This is a genomic window from Xanthomonas sp. BRIP62409 (assembly GCF_003992965.1).
Taxonomy (GTDB): Bacteria; Pseudomonadota; Gammaproteobacteria; order Xanthomonadales; family Xanthomonadaceae; genus Xanthomonas; species Xanthomonas euroxanthea.
In genome coordinates, this window is sequence record NZ_QEZJ01000020.1 from 339,867 (window position 1) to 357,272 (window position 17,406).

At 67.4% G+C, this 17,406-nt stretch carries 16 protein-coding genes; 4 read left to right on the forward strand and 12 right to left on the reverse strand.

Annotated elements, in window-relative coordinates:
- Positions 1-113: 113 nt before the first annotated feature.
- The 3 genes from EO170_RS10665 to EO170_RS10680 all read right to left on the reverse strand — a co-directional run bounded on the left by EO170_RS10665 (position 114) and on the right by EO170_RS10680 (position 4,199).
- Positions 114-1,115, reverse strand: a complete 1,002-nt coding sequence (locus tag EO170_RS10665; protein ID WP_126944753.1) for an arabinogalactan endo-1,4-beta-galactosidase — start codon at positions 1,113-1,115, stop codon at positions 114-116.
- A 1,102-nt stretch (positions 1,116-2,217) separates the two neighbouring features.
- Complete coding sequence (locus EO170_RS10675; protein WP_126944756.1) at positions 2,218-3,543, reverse strand: XVIPCD domain-containing protein; 1,326 nt, start codon at positions 3,541-3,543, stop codon at positions 2,218-2,220.
- Positions 3,540-4,199 (reverse strand): hypothetical protein, encoded by a 660-nt coding sequence (locus EO170_RS10680; protein WP_126945430.1) that lies wholly within the window; start codon positions 4,197-4,199, stop codon positions 3,540-3,542. The genes EO170_RS10675 and EO170_RS10680 overlap by 4 nt, the downstream gene beginning before the upstream one ends.
- A 235-nt stretch (positions 4,200-4,434) precedes the next feature.
- On the opposite strand from EO170_RS10680, the gene EO170_RS10685 reads away from it, so the two are divergent.
- From EO170_RS10685 to EO170_RS10700, 4 genes are all read left to right on the forward strand, one after another.
- Positions 4,435-6,387 carry a SpoIIE family protein phosphatase gene (locus EO170_RS10685; protein WP_232099323.1) on the forward strand — a complete coding sequence of 651 codons (1,953 nt, stop codon included), beginning with the start codon at positions 4,435-4,437 and terminating at the stop codon, positions 6,385-6,387.
- Positions 6,384-6,815 carry an ATP-binding protein gene (locus tag EO170_RS10690; RefSeq protein WP_104585696.1) on the forward strand — a complete coding sequence of 144 codons (432 nt, stop codon included), beginning with the start codon at positions 6,384-6,386 and terminating at the stop codon, positions 6,813-6,815. Before EO170_RS10685 ends, EO170_RS10690 begins: the two co-directional genes overlap by 4 nt.
- Entirely contained in the window at positions 6,812-7,231 is a 420-nt protein-coding gene (locus EO170_RS10695) for an STAS domain-containing protein (RefSeq protein WP_005923815.1), read from the forward strand. The genes EO170_RS10690 and EO170_RS10695 overlap by 4 nt, the downstream gene beginning before the upstream one ends.
- Positions 7,232-7,470: 239 nt before the next feature.
- Positions 7,471-8,091, forward strand: a complete 621-nt coding sequence (locus tag EO170_RS10700; RefSeq protein WP_126944759.1) for an HAD hydrolase-like protein — start codon at positions 7,471-7,473, stop codon at positions 8,089-8,091.
- 166 nt (positions 8,092-8,257) lie between these two features.
- On the opposite strand, the gene EO170_RS10705 is transcribed toward EO170_RS10700, so the two are convergent.
- The 9 genes from EO170_RS10705 to mdcA all read right to left on the reverse strand — a co-directional run bounded on the left by EO170_RS10705 (position 8,258) and on the right by mdcA (position 17,215).
- On the reverse strand, positions 8,258-8,977 hold the full coding sequence (locus tag EO170_RS10705; protein ID WP_126944762.1) for a GntR family transcriptional regulator: 720 nt from the start codon (positions 8,975-8,977) through the stop codon (positions 8,258-8,260).
- A 79-nt stretch (positions 8,978-9,056) separates the two neighbouring features.
- The gene (locus EO170_RS10710; RefSeq protein ID WP_039523211.1) at positions 9,057-10,412 is read right to left on the reverse strand and encodes an SLC13 family permease; all 1,356 of its coding nucleotides are present in this window, start codon (positions 10,410-10,412) and stop codon (positions 9,057-9,059) included.
- Between the two features lie 84 nt (positions 10,413-10,496).
- A complete protein-coding gene (gene mdcH / locus EO170_RS10715; protein ID WP_126944765.1) occupies positions 10,497-11,417 on the reverse strand; it encodes a malonate decarboxylase subunit epsilon in 921 nt (306 codons plus the stop codon).
- Positions 11,418-11,595: 178 nt separating this feature from the next.
- Positions 11,596-12,438 carry a triphosphoribosyl-dephospho-CoA synthase MdcB gene (gene mdcB, locus EO170_RS10720; RefSeq protein ID WP_126944768.1) on the reverse strand — a complete coding sequence of 281 codons (843 nt, stop codon included), beginning with the start codon at positions 12,436-12,438 and terminating at the stop codon, positions 11,596-11,598.
- Positions 12,439-12,758: 320 nt separating this feature from the next.
- Positions 12,759-13,400: a malonate decarboxylase holo-[acyl-carrier-protein] synthase gene (mdcG, locus tag EO170_RS10725; RefSeq protein WP_039531156.1), complete on the reverse strand. Its 642-nt coding sequence runs from the start codon at positions 13,398-13,400 to the stop codon at positions 12,759-12,761.
- 2 nt (positions 13,401-13,402) lie between these two features.
- Entirely contained in the window at positions 13,403-14,107 is a 705-nt protein-coding gene (gene mdcE, locus EO170_RS10730) for a biotin-independent malonate decarboxylase subunit gamma (protein ID WP_126944771.1), read from the reverse strand.
- A complete protein-coding gene (locus EO170_RS10735) occupies positions 14,098-15,000 on the reverse strand; it encodes a biotin-independent malonate decarboxylase subunit beta (RefSeq protein WP_206514008.1) in 903 nt (300 codons plus the stop codon). The genes mdcE and EO170_RS10735 overlap by 10 nt, the downstream gene beginning before the upstream one ends.
- 241 nt (positions 15,001-15,241) lie before the next feature.
- A complete protein-coding gene (gene mdcC, locus EO170_RS10740) occupies positions 15,242-15,559 on the reverse strand; it encodes a malonate decarboxylase acyl carrier protein (protein ID WP_016902872.1) in 318 nt (105 codons plus the stop codon).
- A gap of 9 nt (positions 15,560-15,568) precedes the next feature.
- Positions 15,569-17,215, reverse strand: coding sequence for a malonate decarboxylase subunit alpha (gene mdcA, locus EO170_RS10745; RefSeq protein ID WP_126944791.1), 1,647 nt, complete (start codon positions 17,213-17,215; stop codon positions 15,569-15,571).
- Between the last annotated feature and the right edge of the window lie 191 nt (positions 17,216-17,406).

Below are 17,406 nucleotides of genomic sequence, written 5' to 3' on the forward strand. Positions count from 1 at the left end.
TGCGCGGCCAGTTGGCATTTCTGCACGCCCAACCGTAGGAGCGCACCTGGGCGCGACGGGCATTCCCGGTAATGCCCGTCGCGCCCGGGTGCGCTCCTACGGGGACGGGTTGGTCAGAACGCCTGCAGGGCTTCGGTCAGCTGGCCGTTGTTGTTGACCGCGCCCATGGTGTAGCCCTGCCAGCCGGGGTAGGCGTTGGGCTCCCAGTAGAAGATGCCGAGCACGCGCGAGCCGATGGCATTGCTGCGGCTGAGCAGGTTGGTGAGCATGGCGCGGGTGGTGGCGGCCTGCTGCCAGTCCATGCCGACCTCGGCCACGATCACGTCGCTGCCGTAGCGGGAGATCATGTCGCGCATGTTGGTGTCCAGGCGGGTGTTGTAGTCCTGCCAGCTGCCGACCGGCGGGTAATGCGACATGCCGATGACGTCCCACTTGCCGCCGGCCGAGCGCAGGTTGTCGAAGAACCAGCGGAAGTTGGCGTTGTCGTAGCCGTTGGCCAGGTGCACGATGACCTTGGCATTGGGGTACACCGCCTTGGTGGCGTTGTAGCCACTGTTGATGAACTGGCCCAGCGTGGCGAAGTTGGGCGTCTTGCCCTCGTTCCACAGCATGCCGCTGTTGATCTCGTTGCCCACCTGCACCCAGCTGACGGTGATGCCGTTGTCCTTGAGGTATTTGAGGATGCCCTGGGTGTGGCTGTAGACATCGGTATTGAGCTGGGCGACGGAGTGGCCCGCCCAGGCAGCCGGCTTGGTCTGCTTGCCGGGGTCGGCCCAGCTGTCGCTGTAGTGGAAGTCGATCATGATGCGCATGCCCTGCGCGGCGGCGCGCTTGGCCTTGTCCAGGGTGTCGCGGCCGTCGTTCCAGCCGCCGGACGGGTTGACCCACACGCGCAGGCGGATGGCGTTGCCGCCCACGTCCTTGAACAGCTTGATGAAATCGGTGGTGTTGCCGGCCGCATCGCGAAACACCTGCGGCGGGTTGGCCGCAGCCTGCTGGTTGAGCCAGCTGACATCGGCGCCCTTGGCGATGCCCTGCGCGCCTGCGCCGGCGCTGACACCGCCCAGCAGCAGCACCAGCAGCAAACGGTGGTATCCCTTGCGAAAAACGTGCATGAAACCCTCTCCCTTGATCGATGGATGTCGCGCCACATGGCGCCCTGCCTCCCCCCTGAACCTCACTGCGCGTGGTGCGGTGCTGCGGGCAATGCCGCGATGCCACGCACGCTGCAAGAAGGTGGCGATTCCAGCACGGCAGCGCAATGCTGTCGCGCTCGCTATAGCTGCTGCGCCGTTGCGGCATATCTCGCGGCGGCAAACGCCTTGCGCCAGCGAACTGGCGATCTTTTCGCCAGCGCATTGTTGTGCAGGTGCAACAGAAAACCGGCGCGGTAGTGCGCAGCGGCTCTTTACTGGCGATCCGTCGCTGAGGTGACAGGCGTGGTCGACTGTTAGGGCAGCACAAGCAGACCTGGGCTCGATGCGATGCGGCGCGATGACGCGCTGCCGACTTCCCGGCACCGGGGCGCGTTACTGGAAGCGCACACCATCGCCGTACGCACGCCACTCACCGCGCGCTGCGGCTGCGGCTGCGGCTGTGGCTGTGGCTGTGGCTGTGGCTGCGGCTGCGGCTGTGGCTGTGGCTGTGACTGTGACTGTGACTGTGACTGCGGCTGTGACTGTGACTGTGACTGTGGCTGTGACTGTGGCTGTGACTGTGGCTGTGGCTGTGACTGTGGCTGTGGCTGTGGCTGTGGCTGTGGCTGACAGCTGATTCTGTAACGACCACCCTGGCTCGATCACCCCGGCGCTACGCGGCAAGCTGCGATTCCAGCTCGACAGCAGCAGCCCGACGGGTGAAGGCCGCCTCGCCTTACAGCTGCCCTGCCCGCTCGGCGCGCTCGACAAGCTCGCGTCCGTGGATCGGCAGCAACCGAAACGAAAAACGCCGGACAAGCCGGCGTTTTTCCTGTGCACCATTCGATGGCGGCAGTTGGCAGATCGAAGCGTCGCCGCGTCAGCCCTGCGAGTCGGACGCAGTCACCGCATCAAGCGCGACTCCCAGCGCGTAGCGAGCGGCCATCAGATGGTGCGGCTGGCGCGCTCAGCACCGCAATGCATGCGTTGTCCACGCCGTTTCCGAGGAGCAGCCGCGCCCACCTGACGGCTGCGCAGCAGTTTTGTCGGCCGCTCCGCGCCCGTGCATGCATGAGCGCACTCAGCCCAGCGCGCGTGCGCCCTGCTGTTGTTGCTGGGTCTGCGTTTGCTGCTGCTCCAGCGCCAGCGACTGACGTGCGGCGTTGTCGGCCACACGCTGGCTGCTCTGTTCCAGCGGGGTGTTCATCGCGGTCATGGTCTCCACGCTGACCCGCAGCTGCGCGGGGTCGTCCACGCGGCCCTGCACGGCGAAGGTGCGGGCGGCATCGGGGCTCATCATCACCGCGTCGATGCGCTGGCCGCCGGCGGCGTGCATTTCCGAGGCGAGCGAGCCGGACAACTGGGCACTCTGCTGGTCGGGTGTGCGCCCTGCGCGCGCATCCTGTGCCTGCACGCCGCGCTGCGCGTCCTGGAACAAGCCATTGCCCACATGCCCCGGCTGATCGATGCGCAGCGAAGTGTGCTCGTTGCCATGCTCGCGCGCGTCGCGCTTGGCAGGCTCGCCAGGAGCGAGCGGGCCGCGAATGGCGTCGATGGCGTCCTGGCCGAGGCCCTTCGGGCCACGACTCAACAAGGTGATGCCGGCGCGGATCTCGTTCAGATCTGACCGGTACTCGTTGATCAGCCGCTCGTTCTTCGCGGCAAGCTGGCGGGCATTCGGGTCATTGAGGGGCGAGTGCTCGCCGAGAAAATTGCCTAATTTATGGTAACCAAGCGAAGCGACCGACGCGGCAACGGGCGAATCAGGAATCAAAAAATTGGCCTGACTGTTGCTATAACCCGCCCCGCTCAACGCGGCAATCTCTTGCGGCCTTGCGTAAATACGCACCTGCCCGAAATGGGGCGATGCCGCACTGACCGGATCGGAGGCCATCACGTGATTTACCACGTTGGTTCCGCCCTCGGGTATCCGATATGCAAGGCTGGCGGCCCCGTATGAATTGAATGTCTCGCCTTTGAGATCGAAGTGGTGGGCTGCTACCTGAGCCAACGCGCCGCCCAGCGAATGACCGGTGACGCTGACTTCAGGAGCGTGCCCGCTGCGTTGCTCCTGCTTGTCCGCGTAGTCCAAGGCATGCTTGGTCAGCGCGATTGCATCAGCAGCCTGCGGATTGTCGCGATTGAACACCATCGAACCGTCGGCCTGCACGGCATCACGATAAATTTCTTCGGTGCCCCGATGCGCAACGACGATGTCTCCGCCACCTACGCGCTGATAAATGGTCCCCTGATAACCGGTCCTGCGATTGTTGACATGCTCCAGAACTTCATACGCCGCGCCGCCAACATCTAACCGCTCGCGATCGCCCGGCCGCCGTACACCCACCTCGCGGTCGACGTACCCGTCGTTCGACAAAACCGCATATTGCTGGGATGTCGGCTTCATGGCCGTGCTTCCTTGGCGACAACGGTGACCGAAAACAGTTCCTCACGCAGCTCCGGCTTAAAATCTGCTGCGTTGGGCAACCCCATGTCGGCATAGTTTTCGATGTCTTCGCGCGGGTATCCGCCCTTCCAAAAATAGAGTGTCGCCGGCTTTCCGGAGATTACGTCCTTGGAATCGAGGAACGGCAGAAACTCTGTTTCTGCGGCTGCACCAGTCGCCTTCAACGACACGCGAGTGCCAGTCAATTCCCAATGACATACGCCACGGCCGTAGTAATCCTCGTCTTGCATGAGATCAAGGTAGATGGTGCCGCGATACTCCTGCTCGGAGACTTTCTGCAAAGCGAATGATTCGTTACTGGTAATGCGACGACCGACACCTGTTTCAGGGTGGATACGCCCACACTCGCTGTCGTTAGTAACATCGTATTGCGCATACCCATTGACAGCTCCGAACGCTCCCGGTGCTTTGTCGATCTTGACGGTGACCTCATACGCCTTGCGCGGGTTGGGATTCAACTTGGCAAGGCCGCGACCGCCCGCCTCCACGTCGGCTTCTGCGGCGGCCTCGGTTGCGGGGGATTGGGTCTGGGTCATGCTGGTCTCCGGGGCGTTACAGGCCGTAAGCAAAAGGGCCAGCAGGCTCGGGGTCAGAATCTGGCGCAAGGCCGGCCTCCATGGCGATAGGGGGGGTCAATCTAGTTCGCTGACCCGCCGGGGTCAATTTACGGCAGCTGAGGATGAGGCCCCCGTGAGCCAGTTGCCGGGCGGCGGAAAACTGCCATGATCGGGGCCATCCGCCGCCAGGAAGCGCGTCATCGCCACCGGTCCCACATCGCCAGCCGACGGCGTGGCCGTCACCCCGCGGGTGCACTGGCGGCACAGCCTGCGCATGCGGGTGTTGCTGGCCGCCACCGCAGTGCTGGTGGTGTTGCTGGCGGTGCTGGGCACGGTATTCTACCTGGGCGCGCGCGCCGAGCTGGTGGAGGCGGCGCGCACCGAGGTGGATGGCCTGACCGAGCAGACCGCGCGCAGCCTGGCGGCGATGCTGGATTCGGTGCAGGTGAGCGGCCGCACGCTTGCCGCCAGCAGCAGTGCGGTGGGGCTGCAGCCGTTCAATCTGCGCGCCCTGCTGCTGGCCACGCTCAGCGGCGACCCGGATATCGGCGCGGCGCGTTTGATCATCGAGCCGCGTACGCAAAAGGCCCGCGACACCGGGTTTGTCTGGTACGTGCATCGCGACGGCACGCGCGTACTGGAAAAATCGGTGCAGGAGCTGGGCTACGACTACCGCGCGATGCCGTGGTACCTGCGCACCCAGCGCGAAGGGCGTGCGTGGTGGTCCGAGCCGTATCTCAATCCCAATGGCGGCAGCGCGCTGTACACCAGCTACAACCTGCCGTTGCGCCGCCCGGGCGATGCGGTGGATGCCGCTCCGGTGGGCATGGTCAGCGTGGACCTGCCGCTGCAGCACCTGCGCGAGATCATCGACCAGTTGCCGCGCGACATCAGCATCCAGCCGATGCTGCTCTCGCCCGAAGGCATGCTGGTGTTCAGCCCCGACCCGGCGCTCAACCTGCGCTACACGCTGGAGCGGTACGTGGCGCATGCGCGGCCGGACCTGCTGCCGCTGCAGCGCGCGGTGGCGGCCGGCCAGCCGATCTCGTTCGCGCACACTGCCCCCGACGGCGAGCGCTTTCTGACCCATAGCGCGGCGGTGGGGCGCAGCGGCTGGACCTTTGTGCTGTCTGCCTCGGAAGGCTATGTGCTGGCGGGACTGAACTGGCTGGCCGCGTGGGTGGCGCTGGCGGCAGGGCTGGGCGCGGTGGTGTGGTGGTGGCTGATGGGGCGGATCACCCGCAAGCTGACGCGGCCGATCGAGGAACTGACCGACACCGCCGAGCACTTTCGCCGCGGCGAATTCGACTACCCGCTGCCGCACATCGAACGCCGCGACGAGGTGGGCGTGATGGCGCGTGCGTTCGACAGCGCGCGCGATGCGATCCGCGACCACATCGCGCAGATCGGCGAGATGACCGCCGCGCGCGAGCGCATGCACAGCGAACTGCAGATCGCGCGCGAGATCCAGCAGGCGATGCTCCCCTCCGGGCGCACCTTCGACCGCGCCAATTCGCACCTGGAAACCTGCGCCTGGCTGGAGCCGGCCAAGGCGGTGGGTGGCGACTTCTATCACTTCGTGGAGACCGAGCCGGGGCTGCTGTGGTTTGTGGTGGGCGATGTGTCCGACAAGGGCGTGCCGGCGGCCCTGTTCATGGCGCGCGCGGTGAGCGTGCTGGAAATCGCCGCGCGCCGGCATACGCGCCCGGACAGCATCCTGATCGCCGCCTCCACGCGGCTGGCCGACAACAACGACACCTGCATGTTCGCCACGGTGCTGTGCGGGGTGATCAATGTGGTGAGCGGCGACTACTGGCTGGCCAGCGCCGGCCACGAGCCGCCGGTGCTGATCGACATCGACGGCACCGCGCGGCCGTTGCCGCTGGAGACCGGCGCGCCGCTGGGGATCGAGCCGCAGGTCGCCTACCCGGTGCTGCAGGGCCGCATGAGCGCCGGGCAGACGCTGCTGGGATACACCGACGGGGTAACCGAGGCGATGGACGAGCGTGGCGCCAGCTATGGGCTGGAGCGCCTGCTCGGCGCACTGCGGCCACGCCGCAGCGCGGCGGCGCAGTGCAAGGCGGTGATCGCCAACATCGCCCACTTCACCGGCCAGGCCGACCCGTACGACGACATCACCCTGCTGGCGATCCGGCTGCGCCAGGAGCATGCTGGGCGGGTCGCAGACGCTGGCCGGGACGCACCCGGAAAGGCAACGACCCGATGAAGCTCGATCTGGCCATCGCGCCCTCGCTGGCCCAGCTGGCCGGCGCCAACGACGCGCTGGAACACTCGCTCACGCTGGAAGGCCTGCATGCCGAGCGCATCGGCCAGGTGCGGCTGATCGTGGAAGAGCTCGGCTGCAATGCGCTCACCCACGGCCAGTGCGCCGAACAGCCGCTACGCCTGCAACTGCAGCTGGACCCGCAGGCGCTGGTGCTGGAGATGCACGACCCCGGCAGCGCCTTCGACCCCAGCGCCGCAGCGACACCGGACCTGACTGCCGAGCTCGACGATCGCGAGATCGGCGGGCTGGGGCTGTTTCTGGTGCATCAGTTCGCCGATCACATCGACTACCGCCGCGATGGTGCATACAACGTGGTGCGCGTCACCCTGCTCCATCCGTACGCCCCTGTCCCCGAGGCACTGTCATGACCACGCTCGCCATCCAGATCGACCCGCCGCAGGACACCCGTCAACGCGTCATCCTGACCGGGCGCCTGGACACCCACACCTACCAGGACCTGGACGCGGCGCTGTCGCCGCTGCTGGGCACGCTGATCACCACGCTGGTGCTGGACCTGACCGCGCTGGAATACATCTCCAGCGCCGGCATCCGCTGCATCTTCAAGGCGCGCAAGGCGCTGGCCACGCGCCAGGGCAAGGTGCTGGTGACCAACCCGCAGCCGCAGATCCGCAAGGTCTTCGACATGGTCAAGGCAGTGCCGCTGAGCGATGTGTTCGCCTCCACCGAAGAACTGGATGCCTACCTGGCGGCGATGCAGCGCAAGGTCATCGAACAGCATGCGCAAGGCGATACGCCGATCGTGCCGCATTTCGCCGAGGCGTGAGGGTCGCTGACGACGAGTAGTCAACGGGCGTGGGGTGGATGCGCGTGCACCTGGTAGAAGTGTACGCGTGGTACGTGCCGATTCCCGGCATCGGACGCGCGCCTACCTGGCGATGATTGCAGTGGGTGTGCCGATCGCCTTGCGGTGTCGCCTCGCCTGCGCGCACACATATGGGTGTGCCTGCGTGCGGCATGTGCACGGCAATGGTTAGGCTATGCCGCCCTGATCCCTGCGTTGCAATGCCCAAGCTGATCATCTTCGATTTCGACGGCACCCTGGCCGACTCGTTCGGTTTCTTTCTGAGCACGCAGCGCGTGCTGGCCGAGCGGCACGGCTTCCGCGCCGCGCAGGCGCATGAAGTGGACGCCGCGCGCCGCCTGAGCACCCGCGCGCTGCTCAAGCAATCGGGCCTGAGCACCTGGCGCATCCCGCTGGTGGCTGCCGACTTCATCCGCCTGATGCGTGCCGCCCCGCCGATGGCCTTGTTCGACGGCATTGCCGCGGTGCTGCAGACCCTGCACGCGCGCGGCACCTGCCTGGCGTTGGTGTCGTCCAACTCGGTGGAGAATGTGCAACGCGCCCTGGGCGAGGAGCTGAGCGCGACATTCGCCGTCATCGACGGTGGCGCGCATCTGCTGGGCAAACAGCGCGCCTTGCGCCGCGTGCTGCGCGCCACCGGGCATACCGCAGCGCAGGCGGTGTACGTGGGCGACCAGGTCGCTGACTGGGAAGCGGCGCAGACGGTGGGCTTGCCGTTTACCGCGGTGGCCTGGGGCTATGCGCATCCGGAGGTATTTGCGGGATTGGCGGGGACGCAGCTGATCGAACGCGTGGACGCGTTGCTCGGGTTGGCGGAGTAGGCCGTTTTTTCGGCTGGGATTGGGGATTGGGGATTCGCTGGAGCGAGAAGCTTGCCGGTGCTGCGCGCGCGCGTGCCCTCATCCGCCCTTCGGGCACCTTCTCCCGGAGGGAGAAGGGAAGCGTATGGCGTGCACTGAATGGTCGCCGGGAGCCACGCGCCGACGTCTAGACCCCGCCCACGCGCGGTAATGGCGCCGGCACATTCAACATGCCGCCTGCTGCCACATACGCCGCCAAGGCCTGCCCCTGGCTCAGTAGATGCCCGTGCATCGTGCGCTCGGCACCTTCGGCATCGCGGCGGCGTACGCATGCCATCAGCTCGCGGTGCTCGGCCAGCGACTGCGCCATGCGCCCGGGCGTCAACAGCTGCCGGCCGCGGTGCATCTTGAGGATGCGGTGCAGATCGTGGGTGACGCGGATCAACCACGGGTTGCCGGCGTATTGCTGCACGGTTTCGTGGATCAGGTAATTGTTGCGGTAGTACTCGGCCAGGTCGCCAGCGGTGGCGGCAGCTTCCATTGCCGCGTGCAGCTCTTCCAGGCGCTGCACGCCGGCCGCGTCGATGCGCTTGACCGCATCGTGGGCGCAGCGGCCTTCCAGCATCGCCATCACCGGGAACAACTGATTGAGGTCTTCCAGCGTCAGCCGCGTGACCCGGCTGCCGCGGCCGGCGTCCAGCTGCACCAGGCCTTCGGCGGCGAGCAGCTTGAGGCTCTCGCGCAACGGGGTGCGGCTGATGCCGAGTTCCTCGGCCAGCGCCGGTTCGTCGATCCATTCGCCCGGCGGCAGCGCGTAGTCGTAGATCTTCTGGCGCAGGCGCTCGGCCACTTCCTCGTACAGCGGTACGCGCTTCTTGGCGTTGCGCGAATCAGGGGCGAGGGTCATGGCAGGCGGGTCGTCGATGCTGGCGTGGGGGCGCCCATTCTACCGGGGCGCCCCAATGCCCTGCCGGACGCGGGCCGGATCACAGCCAGCCCGGCACCACGAACAGCAGCCAGGCCACCAGCGGCCCCAGCAACACCACCAGCCCGCTGTAGACCAGGAAGCGGCGGAACAGCGCGTCGCGTTCTTCCTTGGCGGCAGAAGCCACCACCAACGCACCATTGGTGGAGAACGGGCTGACATCGACGATGGTGGACGACACCGCCAGCGCGCAGATCACCCCGGCCGCACCGAGCTGGCCCTGCATCAGGAACGGCACCGCCAGCGGGATGGTGGCGCCCAGCACCGCCGCCGACGAGGCGAATGCGGAGACGATGCCGCCGACATAGCAGACCAGCAGCGCCCCCAGCAGCGGCATGCCGATATGCGACACGCCGGTGCCGATGTAGTCCACCGCGCCGGCCTTTTCAAGCACTGCCACGTAGGTGACCACGCCGCTGATCAACAGCACCGTGGACCAGCTGATGCCGTCCACCGCGCCCTTCTGCGCGCTGGGCGAGATCAACGCCAGCGCCACCGCCACGGTGATCGAGACCAGGCCGACGTTGAGGTTGTAGACCAGCGCGGCGACGCCCAGGCCGAGCAGGCCGACCAGCGTGATCACCCGATCGCGCGTGATGGCGACGGCCTCCAGCGCCAGCGGATTGGTCGACAGGGTGCCGCCACCGGCGGCCACCAGCGAACCATGCCCTTCGATCGCGAACGGGCGCTTGGAGGCCTGGTCGTCGGCCACCGCCACATACTGCGCATCGGCCAGCGAGACCTCCTGCCGGCGCATCAGCTTGAGCCCGCCGAAGGCGCAGAAGCAGATGATCGCCATCATCAGGTTGAAGCCCAGGCTGGTGAGGAACACCGCCATCTCGGTGACGTCCAGCCCAGCCTTTTCCACCACCTTGTTGGTGATGCCGCCATACACGCTGATCGGCGAAAAGCCGCCGCCCTGCGCGCCATGGATCACCAGCAGGCCCATCATCAAGGGATTGATGCGGTACTGCTTGGCAAAGCGCAGCGCCACCGGGCCGATGATGGCCACCGCCGCCGGCCCGAGCGCACCGAAGGCGGTGAGCAGGCCGGTGATGACGAACATCACCCAGGGAATGGCGACGATGCGCCCGCGCACCGCGCGCACCGCCCAGTGCACCAGCAGATCGATGGTGCCGTTCTTCTGCGCGATGGCGAACAGATAGGTGATGCCGACCAGGGTCAGGAACAGGTCGCCCGGAAAGCCGGCCAGCACCTCCTTGCCGTCCAGCCCCACCCACACGCCGCCGATGATGAAGGCCAGCGCGAAGGCCACCGCGCCCATGTTGATGGGCAATGCGGTGGCGACGATGAACATGATCACCAAGCCAAGAATCGTTGCAATTTGCGGGGTCATGCGCCCTCCCAGACACCTGATACGCGTACAGCACGGATGGCCACCCGCCACCCAAGGGTTACGCCGTGTGCACCACCTCGACCGTCATGCCGCGCGCTCGCATGCGGCGTTGACCCACTCGACCACCCCGTGGGTACTCTGAAATTCGTCGACCGATCGCGCTTCGCAGCCCGGCACGCGCTCGCGCGCCATGCGCGCCAGTGCGCTGCCTGGCCCCAGTTCGAGAAACACCCGCGCGCCGCGCTCGGCAGCCTGCACCAGCACCTCGGACCAGCGCACGGTCTGCGCGATCTGTGCGGCCAGCGTGTCCACCACCAGGGCCTGCGTGGTGACGGCACGCGCATCGATGCCGGCCAGCACGCGCAGCCTGGGCGCCTGCACGGCCGCGTTGTTCAATTCGACGGCAAAGGCGTCGGCAGCCGCACGCAGCCACGGCGTATGCGCCGGCACGCTCACCGGCAACGGCGTGACACGTGCGCCCTGCGCCTGCACTGCATCGCCCAGTGCCTGCAGCGCCGCCTGCGGGCCACCGAGCACGGCGTGGTCGTCGCCATTGACGATGGCGATGGCCGCGCCATGCGTCCGGCACAGCGCCTCCAGCGTGCGCAGCGGCAGGCTGAGTACCGCCATCAAGCCGGCATGTTGCGGGCTGGCCGCGTCCATCAGGCGCGCGCGGGTGGCAGCCAGCTGCAAGCAGGTGGCGATCTCCATGCTGCCGGCAACCGCATGCGCGGCCAGCTCGCCGACGCTATAGCCCAGCACCAACACCGGCGTGGGCAGCTGCGTACGCAACACCTGCCAGTGCGCCAGCGTGCCGGCGCAGACCAGCGGCTGTGCGATGGCATTGGTATAGCGGGAGTTGTCTGCGGCCAGCGTTTGCGCCGAGGCGCCAAGCAGCTCGCTCGCGGCAGCGATTACCTCGGCCGCGGCAGGCGCATCGGCAACCCGCGCGAACATCGCGGCGTGTTGCCCACCCTGGCCGGGACAGAGCACGGCCAGGCTCATGCGGTGGCCTGCTTGCAGGCAGCGGCGCGCGCTGTGCTTGCGTCGCCCTGATTCGCGCTGCGGGCATTTTGTTCAATGACCAGGACAAGCACGCCGTTCACTGAGACAGTGCGAAGGGCCGCGCCGCCACACGCCTGCGTGGACGTCGCCTTGGCAGCTGCCAGTGCTCGACACAGGCTCATGCCGTCTCCTGACAGTGCAGGAACCAGGCACAGGCCAGCAGATCGGCGCTGCCGCCCGGGCTCAGGCGACGCGCGACAAATTGCCTGCCGATGGCGTGCAGGCATGCGCGCCACTGCGGGTGCGCGATGCCGCCATCGGCCAGAAACGCATGCGCCTGCGCCTTTGCGTAAGCCAGCCCGTCCTGCCCGCCGCGATGCAGCAGGTTGAGATCGTCGACCTCGGCAATCAGGCGCATCAGGGTCTGCGCCAGTGCGGCCTCGCGCGTGGCGTCGCTGCGCAATGCACTGCGTAGTGACGGCAATGCGATCTCGCGCAGCAATGGATACCCGGCTGCGGCCTGTTCGCGCACGCCACTGATCCGGAACGCCGCGCGCACGCGCTGGCCATTGCTGTGTGGATCCAGCGGCGCGGCCCGCAATGCATCGCGCCAGACCTGCACCGCGCTGCAGACTGCTTCGCCAGTAGGGGCATGCCCATGCACGGCACGCAAGCGCGCCGCCTGCGCAGTGAGCAGGCCCAGGCTGAAAATTGCACCGCGGTGGGTATTGATGCCGCCGGTGCTGCGCAGCATCGCCGCTTCGGCCGCGATGCCGAGCTGGCGCAATTGCTCGAACGGCGCGTTGTCGATACCGGCCTGTGCAATCGCGACGAAGTAGCCGCGCAGGGCGAACAGGCTGCGCAGGAATGTCGACGCGTCCATATCGGCATGGCTGCCGCTGTCGAACGGCGTGACCAGGCCGGGCTTGGGCGCGCAGCCGAGTTCTGCATGCAGGGCGGCGACCGCCAGCCGCCCCAGCCGATGCGCGGGTGCGCTGGCAGTGCCGGCGTGGGAATGCAATGCGTGTTGTCGGGCTGCACTGTCTAGCAGCTCGCCATGCGTGCATGCAGTGCGCGATGGCGCATGCACGCGGTTCGAATCAGCACCTGCGGGGGCAAGGCGCAGTAGCGGCTGCAGTGGTACATCGTGCGCCGCTGCCGGTGTCGGTGCGAGCGTCGATTCGCGATCGTCACGAATCAGGCGCGTCGATTGGCTGACCGCATCAACCAGGGATGGTGCGATGCCCATTTCCTTGGCTCCTGTCACTGGCCGCTGCCGCTCCACCGCGTTGCAAGGCGTCACGGAACGCCTGGCATCGGCAGTGCGTTCGACCAGCGTGCTCATGCCGCGCTCCACACCGGAAACAGCGCGCTGCGCGGCAGCAAGCGGCAGCCGTTGGGGGACTTCACCAAGACCTGTTGCGCGCTGCCGGCGTATTCGCGCCAGTTCACCGCGGTGTCGTCGAGCAGCAGCAGTTCGCCGTCTGCGCGCAGCCCGTGGCGCTGTTCCCAGCGCTGCAGCACTGTCACCACTGCCTGCGCCTGCTCGGGTGTGGCAATGGACCACAACAGGTCCAGATCCGATTGCGCGTGCACATACGCAAGCCCGGTCAGGGCCTGCCATGCGAAGCTGCCGAAGACGCGCGGCTGCAAGGCGTTGGCATTGCACTCGATCAACAAGGCCTGCAGTGCAGGCTGCGTTGCGGCGGGTGCGGCTGCGATCACCGCGTCCAGCGCCAATGGCGCGGTGCTGCGCGCGACCTCGTCCAGGCCGGCGCTCAGTGCCAGGCGCTGCTTGCCTTCGTCTGGCGGCAAGGGCACGCCCAGCCGCAGGCTGCCGGGTGCCTCGCTGCCATCGCCACGCGCCACCACTGCCGGCAGACCTGCAGCAAACCACTGCTGCAGCCGTGGCTGCGCACCCGGCGTCAGCGCTTGCCAGCGCGCGCCGGGATGCAACCACACCAGTGCGTGGCGGCCGGGCATGCTCAGCCCTCGCCCGCGGCCACGGCCGCAGCGACATCGCGCGCCAGGGTGCGCCCGCCACGCTGCGCGCCAAGTGCCCGGCGTTGATCGCCATCGCTGGGCGCGGCCAGGGCATCGCCCAGCGCCTGCGCCAGATCGCCATCCCAGAGCGACTCAACCGCGCCCATGCGCACGTAGTTCTCCACGCCGGGCGCGAACACCGGCGAGCTCTTGCTCAGCGCCTGCAAGGTGTCCACGCTCTGCTTGGTCACGCGCGCCATCGCGCGCAGATCCATCACCCGGATCTGCGCATCCGGCAACGCGTGGATATGGTCGGCCATCAGGCCGAACGACAGGAAGCCGCCGCTGACCGATTCGCCATACACCAGTGTGACCAGCCGCGCGCCGCGCTTGCGCGCCAGATCCAGCGTGCGTGCCAGATGCGCGAAGTAGCCGTTGATGCCGAGCAGTTCGTCGCGGCGTGCAAGCCGTTGCCCGGCGGTGTCGGCCAGCATCACGATCGGCTGCTGCGGATGCGCGCGCGTGCTCGCCAGCACGGTCGCCGCCAATGCCAGCGCGTGGTCCACGCCAACTTCCAGCTTGTTGGCGGTGCCGATCACGGTGACGGCGCCCGCGGCCGTGGTGGCGCTGCCGGTGAGCACATCGTCGTTGCAAGCGATGGCGTGGCCGAGCGGAAACAGCTGGTCCAGCAGTTGGCTCAATTCCATGGCGTGCTCCGGTCGGCGGTGGCGGCAAGGAAGGCGTCGGTGTCCAGCAACGGCAGCCGCTGCGCATCGACGATGCCCTGGCGTTGCCAGATCTCCAGCCCATCGCGGCAATCGCCATAGGCGTCAATGCGCTTGGACAACTGTTGATGCGCCACTTCCAATGCCTGCAGTGCGGCATCGCCTTCCGGCTCGGTCAGCGTGTCCAGCGCCTGCACGGCGGCCTCGGCGAATGCGGCGATGCGGTCGGCCACCAGCGTCTGCGCCTCGCCCAGCAGATAGCGGTGCTTGCCGCCGGTGACGCGCCACACCAGGGCGCGATCGCGCGCGTCGAACTCCTCCACACCGCGCACGGTTTCGATCACGTCCGGGCCGGACAGCGACAGGCGGCCTTCTTCGGACATGATCACCGCGCTGCAGCAGCGCGCCACGATGCCCATGCCGCCGAAGGCGCCGTTGCCGCTGCCGATCAAGGCCAGCACCGGTACGCCGGCGGCGCGCGTGTCCAAGGTGGCGCGCATGATTTCGGAGATGGCGATCAGGCCGGCGTTGGCTTCATGCAGGCGCACGCCGCCGGTGTCGAGCAGCAACAGCACCGCCGCCGGCTGCGTGGCGGTGGCGCGTTCGAGCAGGCCGGTGAGCTTGGCACCGTGCACCTCGCCGACGCCGCCGCCCATGAAGGCGCCTTGCTGCGCGGCGATCAGCACGTTGCGCCCACGCAGCGTGCCTTCACCGACGACGATGCCGTCATCGAAGGCGCCGGGCGTGTCCAGCTGGGCCAGATGCGGGCTGATCAGACGACGGCGCGGACCGACGAATTCGCGGAAGCTGCCGGCATCCAGCACGCCATCGATGCGCTCGCGCGCATCGGCCTCGTAATAGCTGCGCTCGGCCATGGGAATGGTGGTGCTCATACGTATCTCCCAACGACATGCGTAGGAGCGCACCCGGGCGAGACTGCAGCGTTACCGGGAACGCCCGTCGCGCCCTGGTGCGCTCCTACGGGATTGCTGCGGTCGGCACTATCGACAGTGGTGCTCCCCACGACGCGCGTAGGAACGCACCCGGGCGCGACTGCGGCGTTACCAGGAAAGCCCGTCGCGCCCGGGTGCGCTCCTACGGGGTGAGAGGGGTGGCTCATGCGGCGGCTCCCTGCAGGACGTCCAACGCCTGCTCCAGGCGCAGGCTCACCACCGCTGGCGTGGCGCCGACATCGTTGATGCTGATGCGCACATCGCGCAGCGGATGGCGCGCGGCGAAATCGTCCAGCACCGCTTGCCAGATGGTGCCGAACCCGCGTGCGGCGGTGAGGATCTCGATCTCCATCGCGCCGTCCAGCGGCACGCGCTCGACCAGCACTTCCAGGTTGCCGGAGGCGACCACGCCGACCAGCGCATGGTCCAGCCCGGCGCGTGCGCCATGCTGACCATCGAAGCGATACCGCAGGGTTTCCATGCTGTGCCCCTACCAGTTGCGAAAACGTTTCGGCGGGTCGTACAACCCACCGGACCAGCGCACCAGGTCCTTGACCGTGCGCGCGGCGAGCAGGTCGCGCGTGGCATCGCGTGGCCGGATGCCCAGGTCTTCCGGCCGCTTGATGACGCCGCGATCGCGCAGGTTTTCCACCGCGCGCTTGTCGCGGCCCAGGCCGACAGCGGTGTAACCGGACACGCCACGGATGGCCTGCTCGCGCTCTTCGGCGCTGCGGCACAGCAACAGATTGGCGATGCCTTCTTCGGTCAGCACGTGGCTGACGTCGTCGCCGTAGATCATCACCGGCGGCAGCGGCATGTTGGCGCGCTCGGCCAGCTCCCAGGCATCGAGTCTGTCGACGAAGGCCGGCGCCATGTGTTCGCGGAAGGTTTCCACCATCTGCACCACCAGCTTGCGTCCGCGCGGCATCTCGCCGGGGCGCGCCGCCTCGCGCCCGGCCTTGAGCCAGGCGTCGCTGGCGTGCCGGCGCCCGCGCGCGTCCGAACCCATGTTGGGCGCGCCGCCGAAACCGGCGATGCGGTCGCGCGTGGCGGTGGAGCTGTTGCCCTGCAGATCGATCTGCAGGGTGGAGCCGATGAACATGTCGCAGGCATACAAGCCGGCGGTCTGCGACAACGCCCGATTGGAGCGCATGCTGCCGTCGGCACCGGTAAAGAAGATGTCCGGGCGCGCGGCGATATAGGCCTCCATGCCCAGTTCCGAACCGAACGAATGCACCGAGTGCACGAAGCCCGATTCGATCGCCGGGATCAGCGCCGGATGCGGATTGAGCGCCCAGTGCCGGCAGATCTTGCCCTTCAGCCCCAGCGACTCGGCGTAGGTGGGCAGCAGCAATTCGATCGCGGCGGTGTCGAAACCGATGCCGTGGTTGAGCCGGTCCACGCCGTATTCGGCGTAGATGCCCTTGATCGCCATCATCGCCATCAGCACCTGGATCTCGGAGATCTGCGCCGGGTCGCGGGTGAACAGCGGTTCGATGTAGTTGGGCTTGGGCGCCTGGGTAACGAAGTCCACCCAGTCGGCCGGGATGTCCACGCGCGGCAGGGTATCGACGATCTCGTTGACCTGCGCAATGACGATGCCGCCCTTGAACGCGGTGGCCTCCACGATCACCGGGGTGTCTTCGGTGTTGGGGCCGGTGTAGAGATTGCCGTGGCGGTCGGCGGCCTGCGCCGTGACCAACGCGATGCGCGGAGTCAGGTCGATGAAGTAGCGGCCGAACAATTCCAGGTAGGTGTGGATGGCACCGATCTCGATGCGGCCCTCGCCGACCAGCCCGGCCAGGCGCGCGGCTTGCGGGCCGGAGAACGAGAAATCCAGCCGCTTGGCGATGCCGCGCTCGAACACGTCCAGATGCGCCGGCAGCGACAACACCGATTGCACCATGTGCAGGTCATGCACGCGCGCCGGGTCCACCTCGGTCAGGCAGCGCGCCAGGAAGTCGGCCTGCTTCTGGTTGTTGCCTTCCAGGCAGACGCGATCGCCCGGCTCGATCACCGCCTCCAGCAGCGCCACCACGTCGTCGGCCGCCACCACGCGCCCCTGCGGCGCCAGCGCGGCGGCCCGCTGCAGGCGCTGGCGCCGGCTCTCGGCCTGGGTGTCCCACTGTCGACTCATGCGTCTGCCTCACCGGGCCAAGCCCGTAATGTCGAAGTAATTACATCGTAATTATGGAGACCAGCTGTGTCTAGCCGCGTTGCAGCATGAGCCTCAGGGGTAGCCATGTTGGTCAGCCGGGCGACAGGCCGGTGCTTGCAGGTCGCCATACTTCGATATATCTTTTCAGCATGCTTCGATATATCGAATGA

Coding starts and splice junctions, on each gene's coding strand:
- mdcA (WP_126944791.1), bottom strand. CDS start 17,215: ATGAGTCGACAGTGGGACACCCAGGCCGAGAGCCGGCGCCAGCGCCTG.
- EO170_RS10735 (WP_206514008.1), bottom strand. CDS start 15,000: ATGGCCGAGCGCAGCTATTACGAGGCCGATGCGCGCGAGCGCATCGAT.
- EO170_RS10710 (WP_039523211.1), bottom strand. CDS start 10,412: ATGACCCCGCAAATTGCAACGATTCTTGGCTTGGTGATCATGTTCATC.
- EO170_RS10695 (WP_005923815.1), top strand. CDS start 6,812: ATGACCACGCTCGCCATCCAGATCGACCCGCCGCAGGACACCCGTCAA.
- mdcC (WP_016902872.1), bottom strand. CDS start 15,559: ATGGAAACCCTGCGGTATCGCTTCGATGGTCAGCATGGCGCACGCGCC.
- mdcE (WP_126944771.1), bottom strand. CDS start 14,107: ATGGAATTGAGCCAACTGCTGGACCAGCTGTTTCCGCTCGGCCACGCC.
- EO170_RS10675 (WP_126944756.1), bottom strand. CDS start 3,543: ATGAAGCCGACATCCCAGCAATATGCGGTTTTGTCGAACGACGGGTAC.
- mdcH (WP_126944765.1), bottom strand. CDS start 11,417: ATGAGCCTGGCCGTGCTCTGTCCCGGCCAGGGTGGGCAACACGCCGCG.
- EO170_RS10700 (WP_126944759.1), top strand. CDS start 7,471: ATGCCCAAGCTGATCATCTTCGATTTCGACGGCACCCTGGCCGACTCG.
- EO170_RS10690 (WP_104585696.1), top strand. CDS start 6,384: ATGAAGCTCGATCTGGCCATCGCGCCCTCGCTGGCCCAGCTGGCCGGC.
- mdcG (WP_039531156.1), bottom strand. CDS start 13,400: ATGCCCGGCCGCCACGCACTGGTGTGGTTGCATCCCGGCGCGCGCTGG.
- EO170_RS10665 (WP_126944753.1), bottom strand. CDS start 1,115: ATGCACGTTTTTCGCAAGGGATACCACCGTTTGCTGCTGGTGCTGCTG.
- EO170_RS10685 (WP_232099323.1), top strand. CDS start 4,435: ATGCGGGTGTTGCTGGCCGCCACCGCAGTGCTGGTGGTGTTGCTGGCG.
- EO170_RS10705 (WP_126944762.1), bottom strand. CDS start 8,977: ATGACCCTCGCCCCTGATTCGCGCAACGCCAAGAAGCGCGTACCGCTG.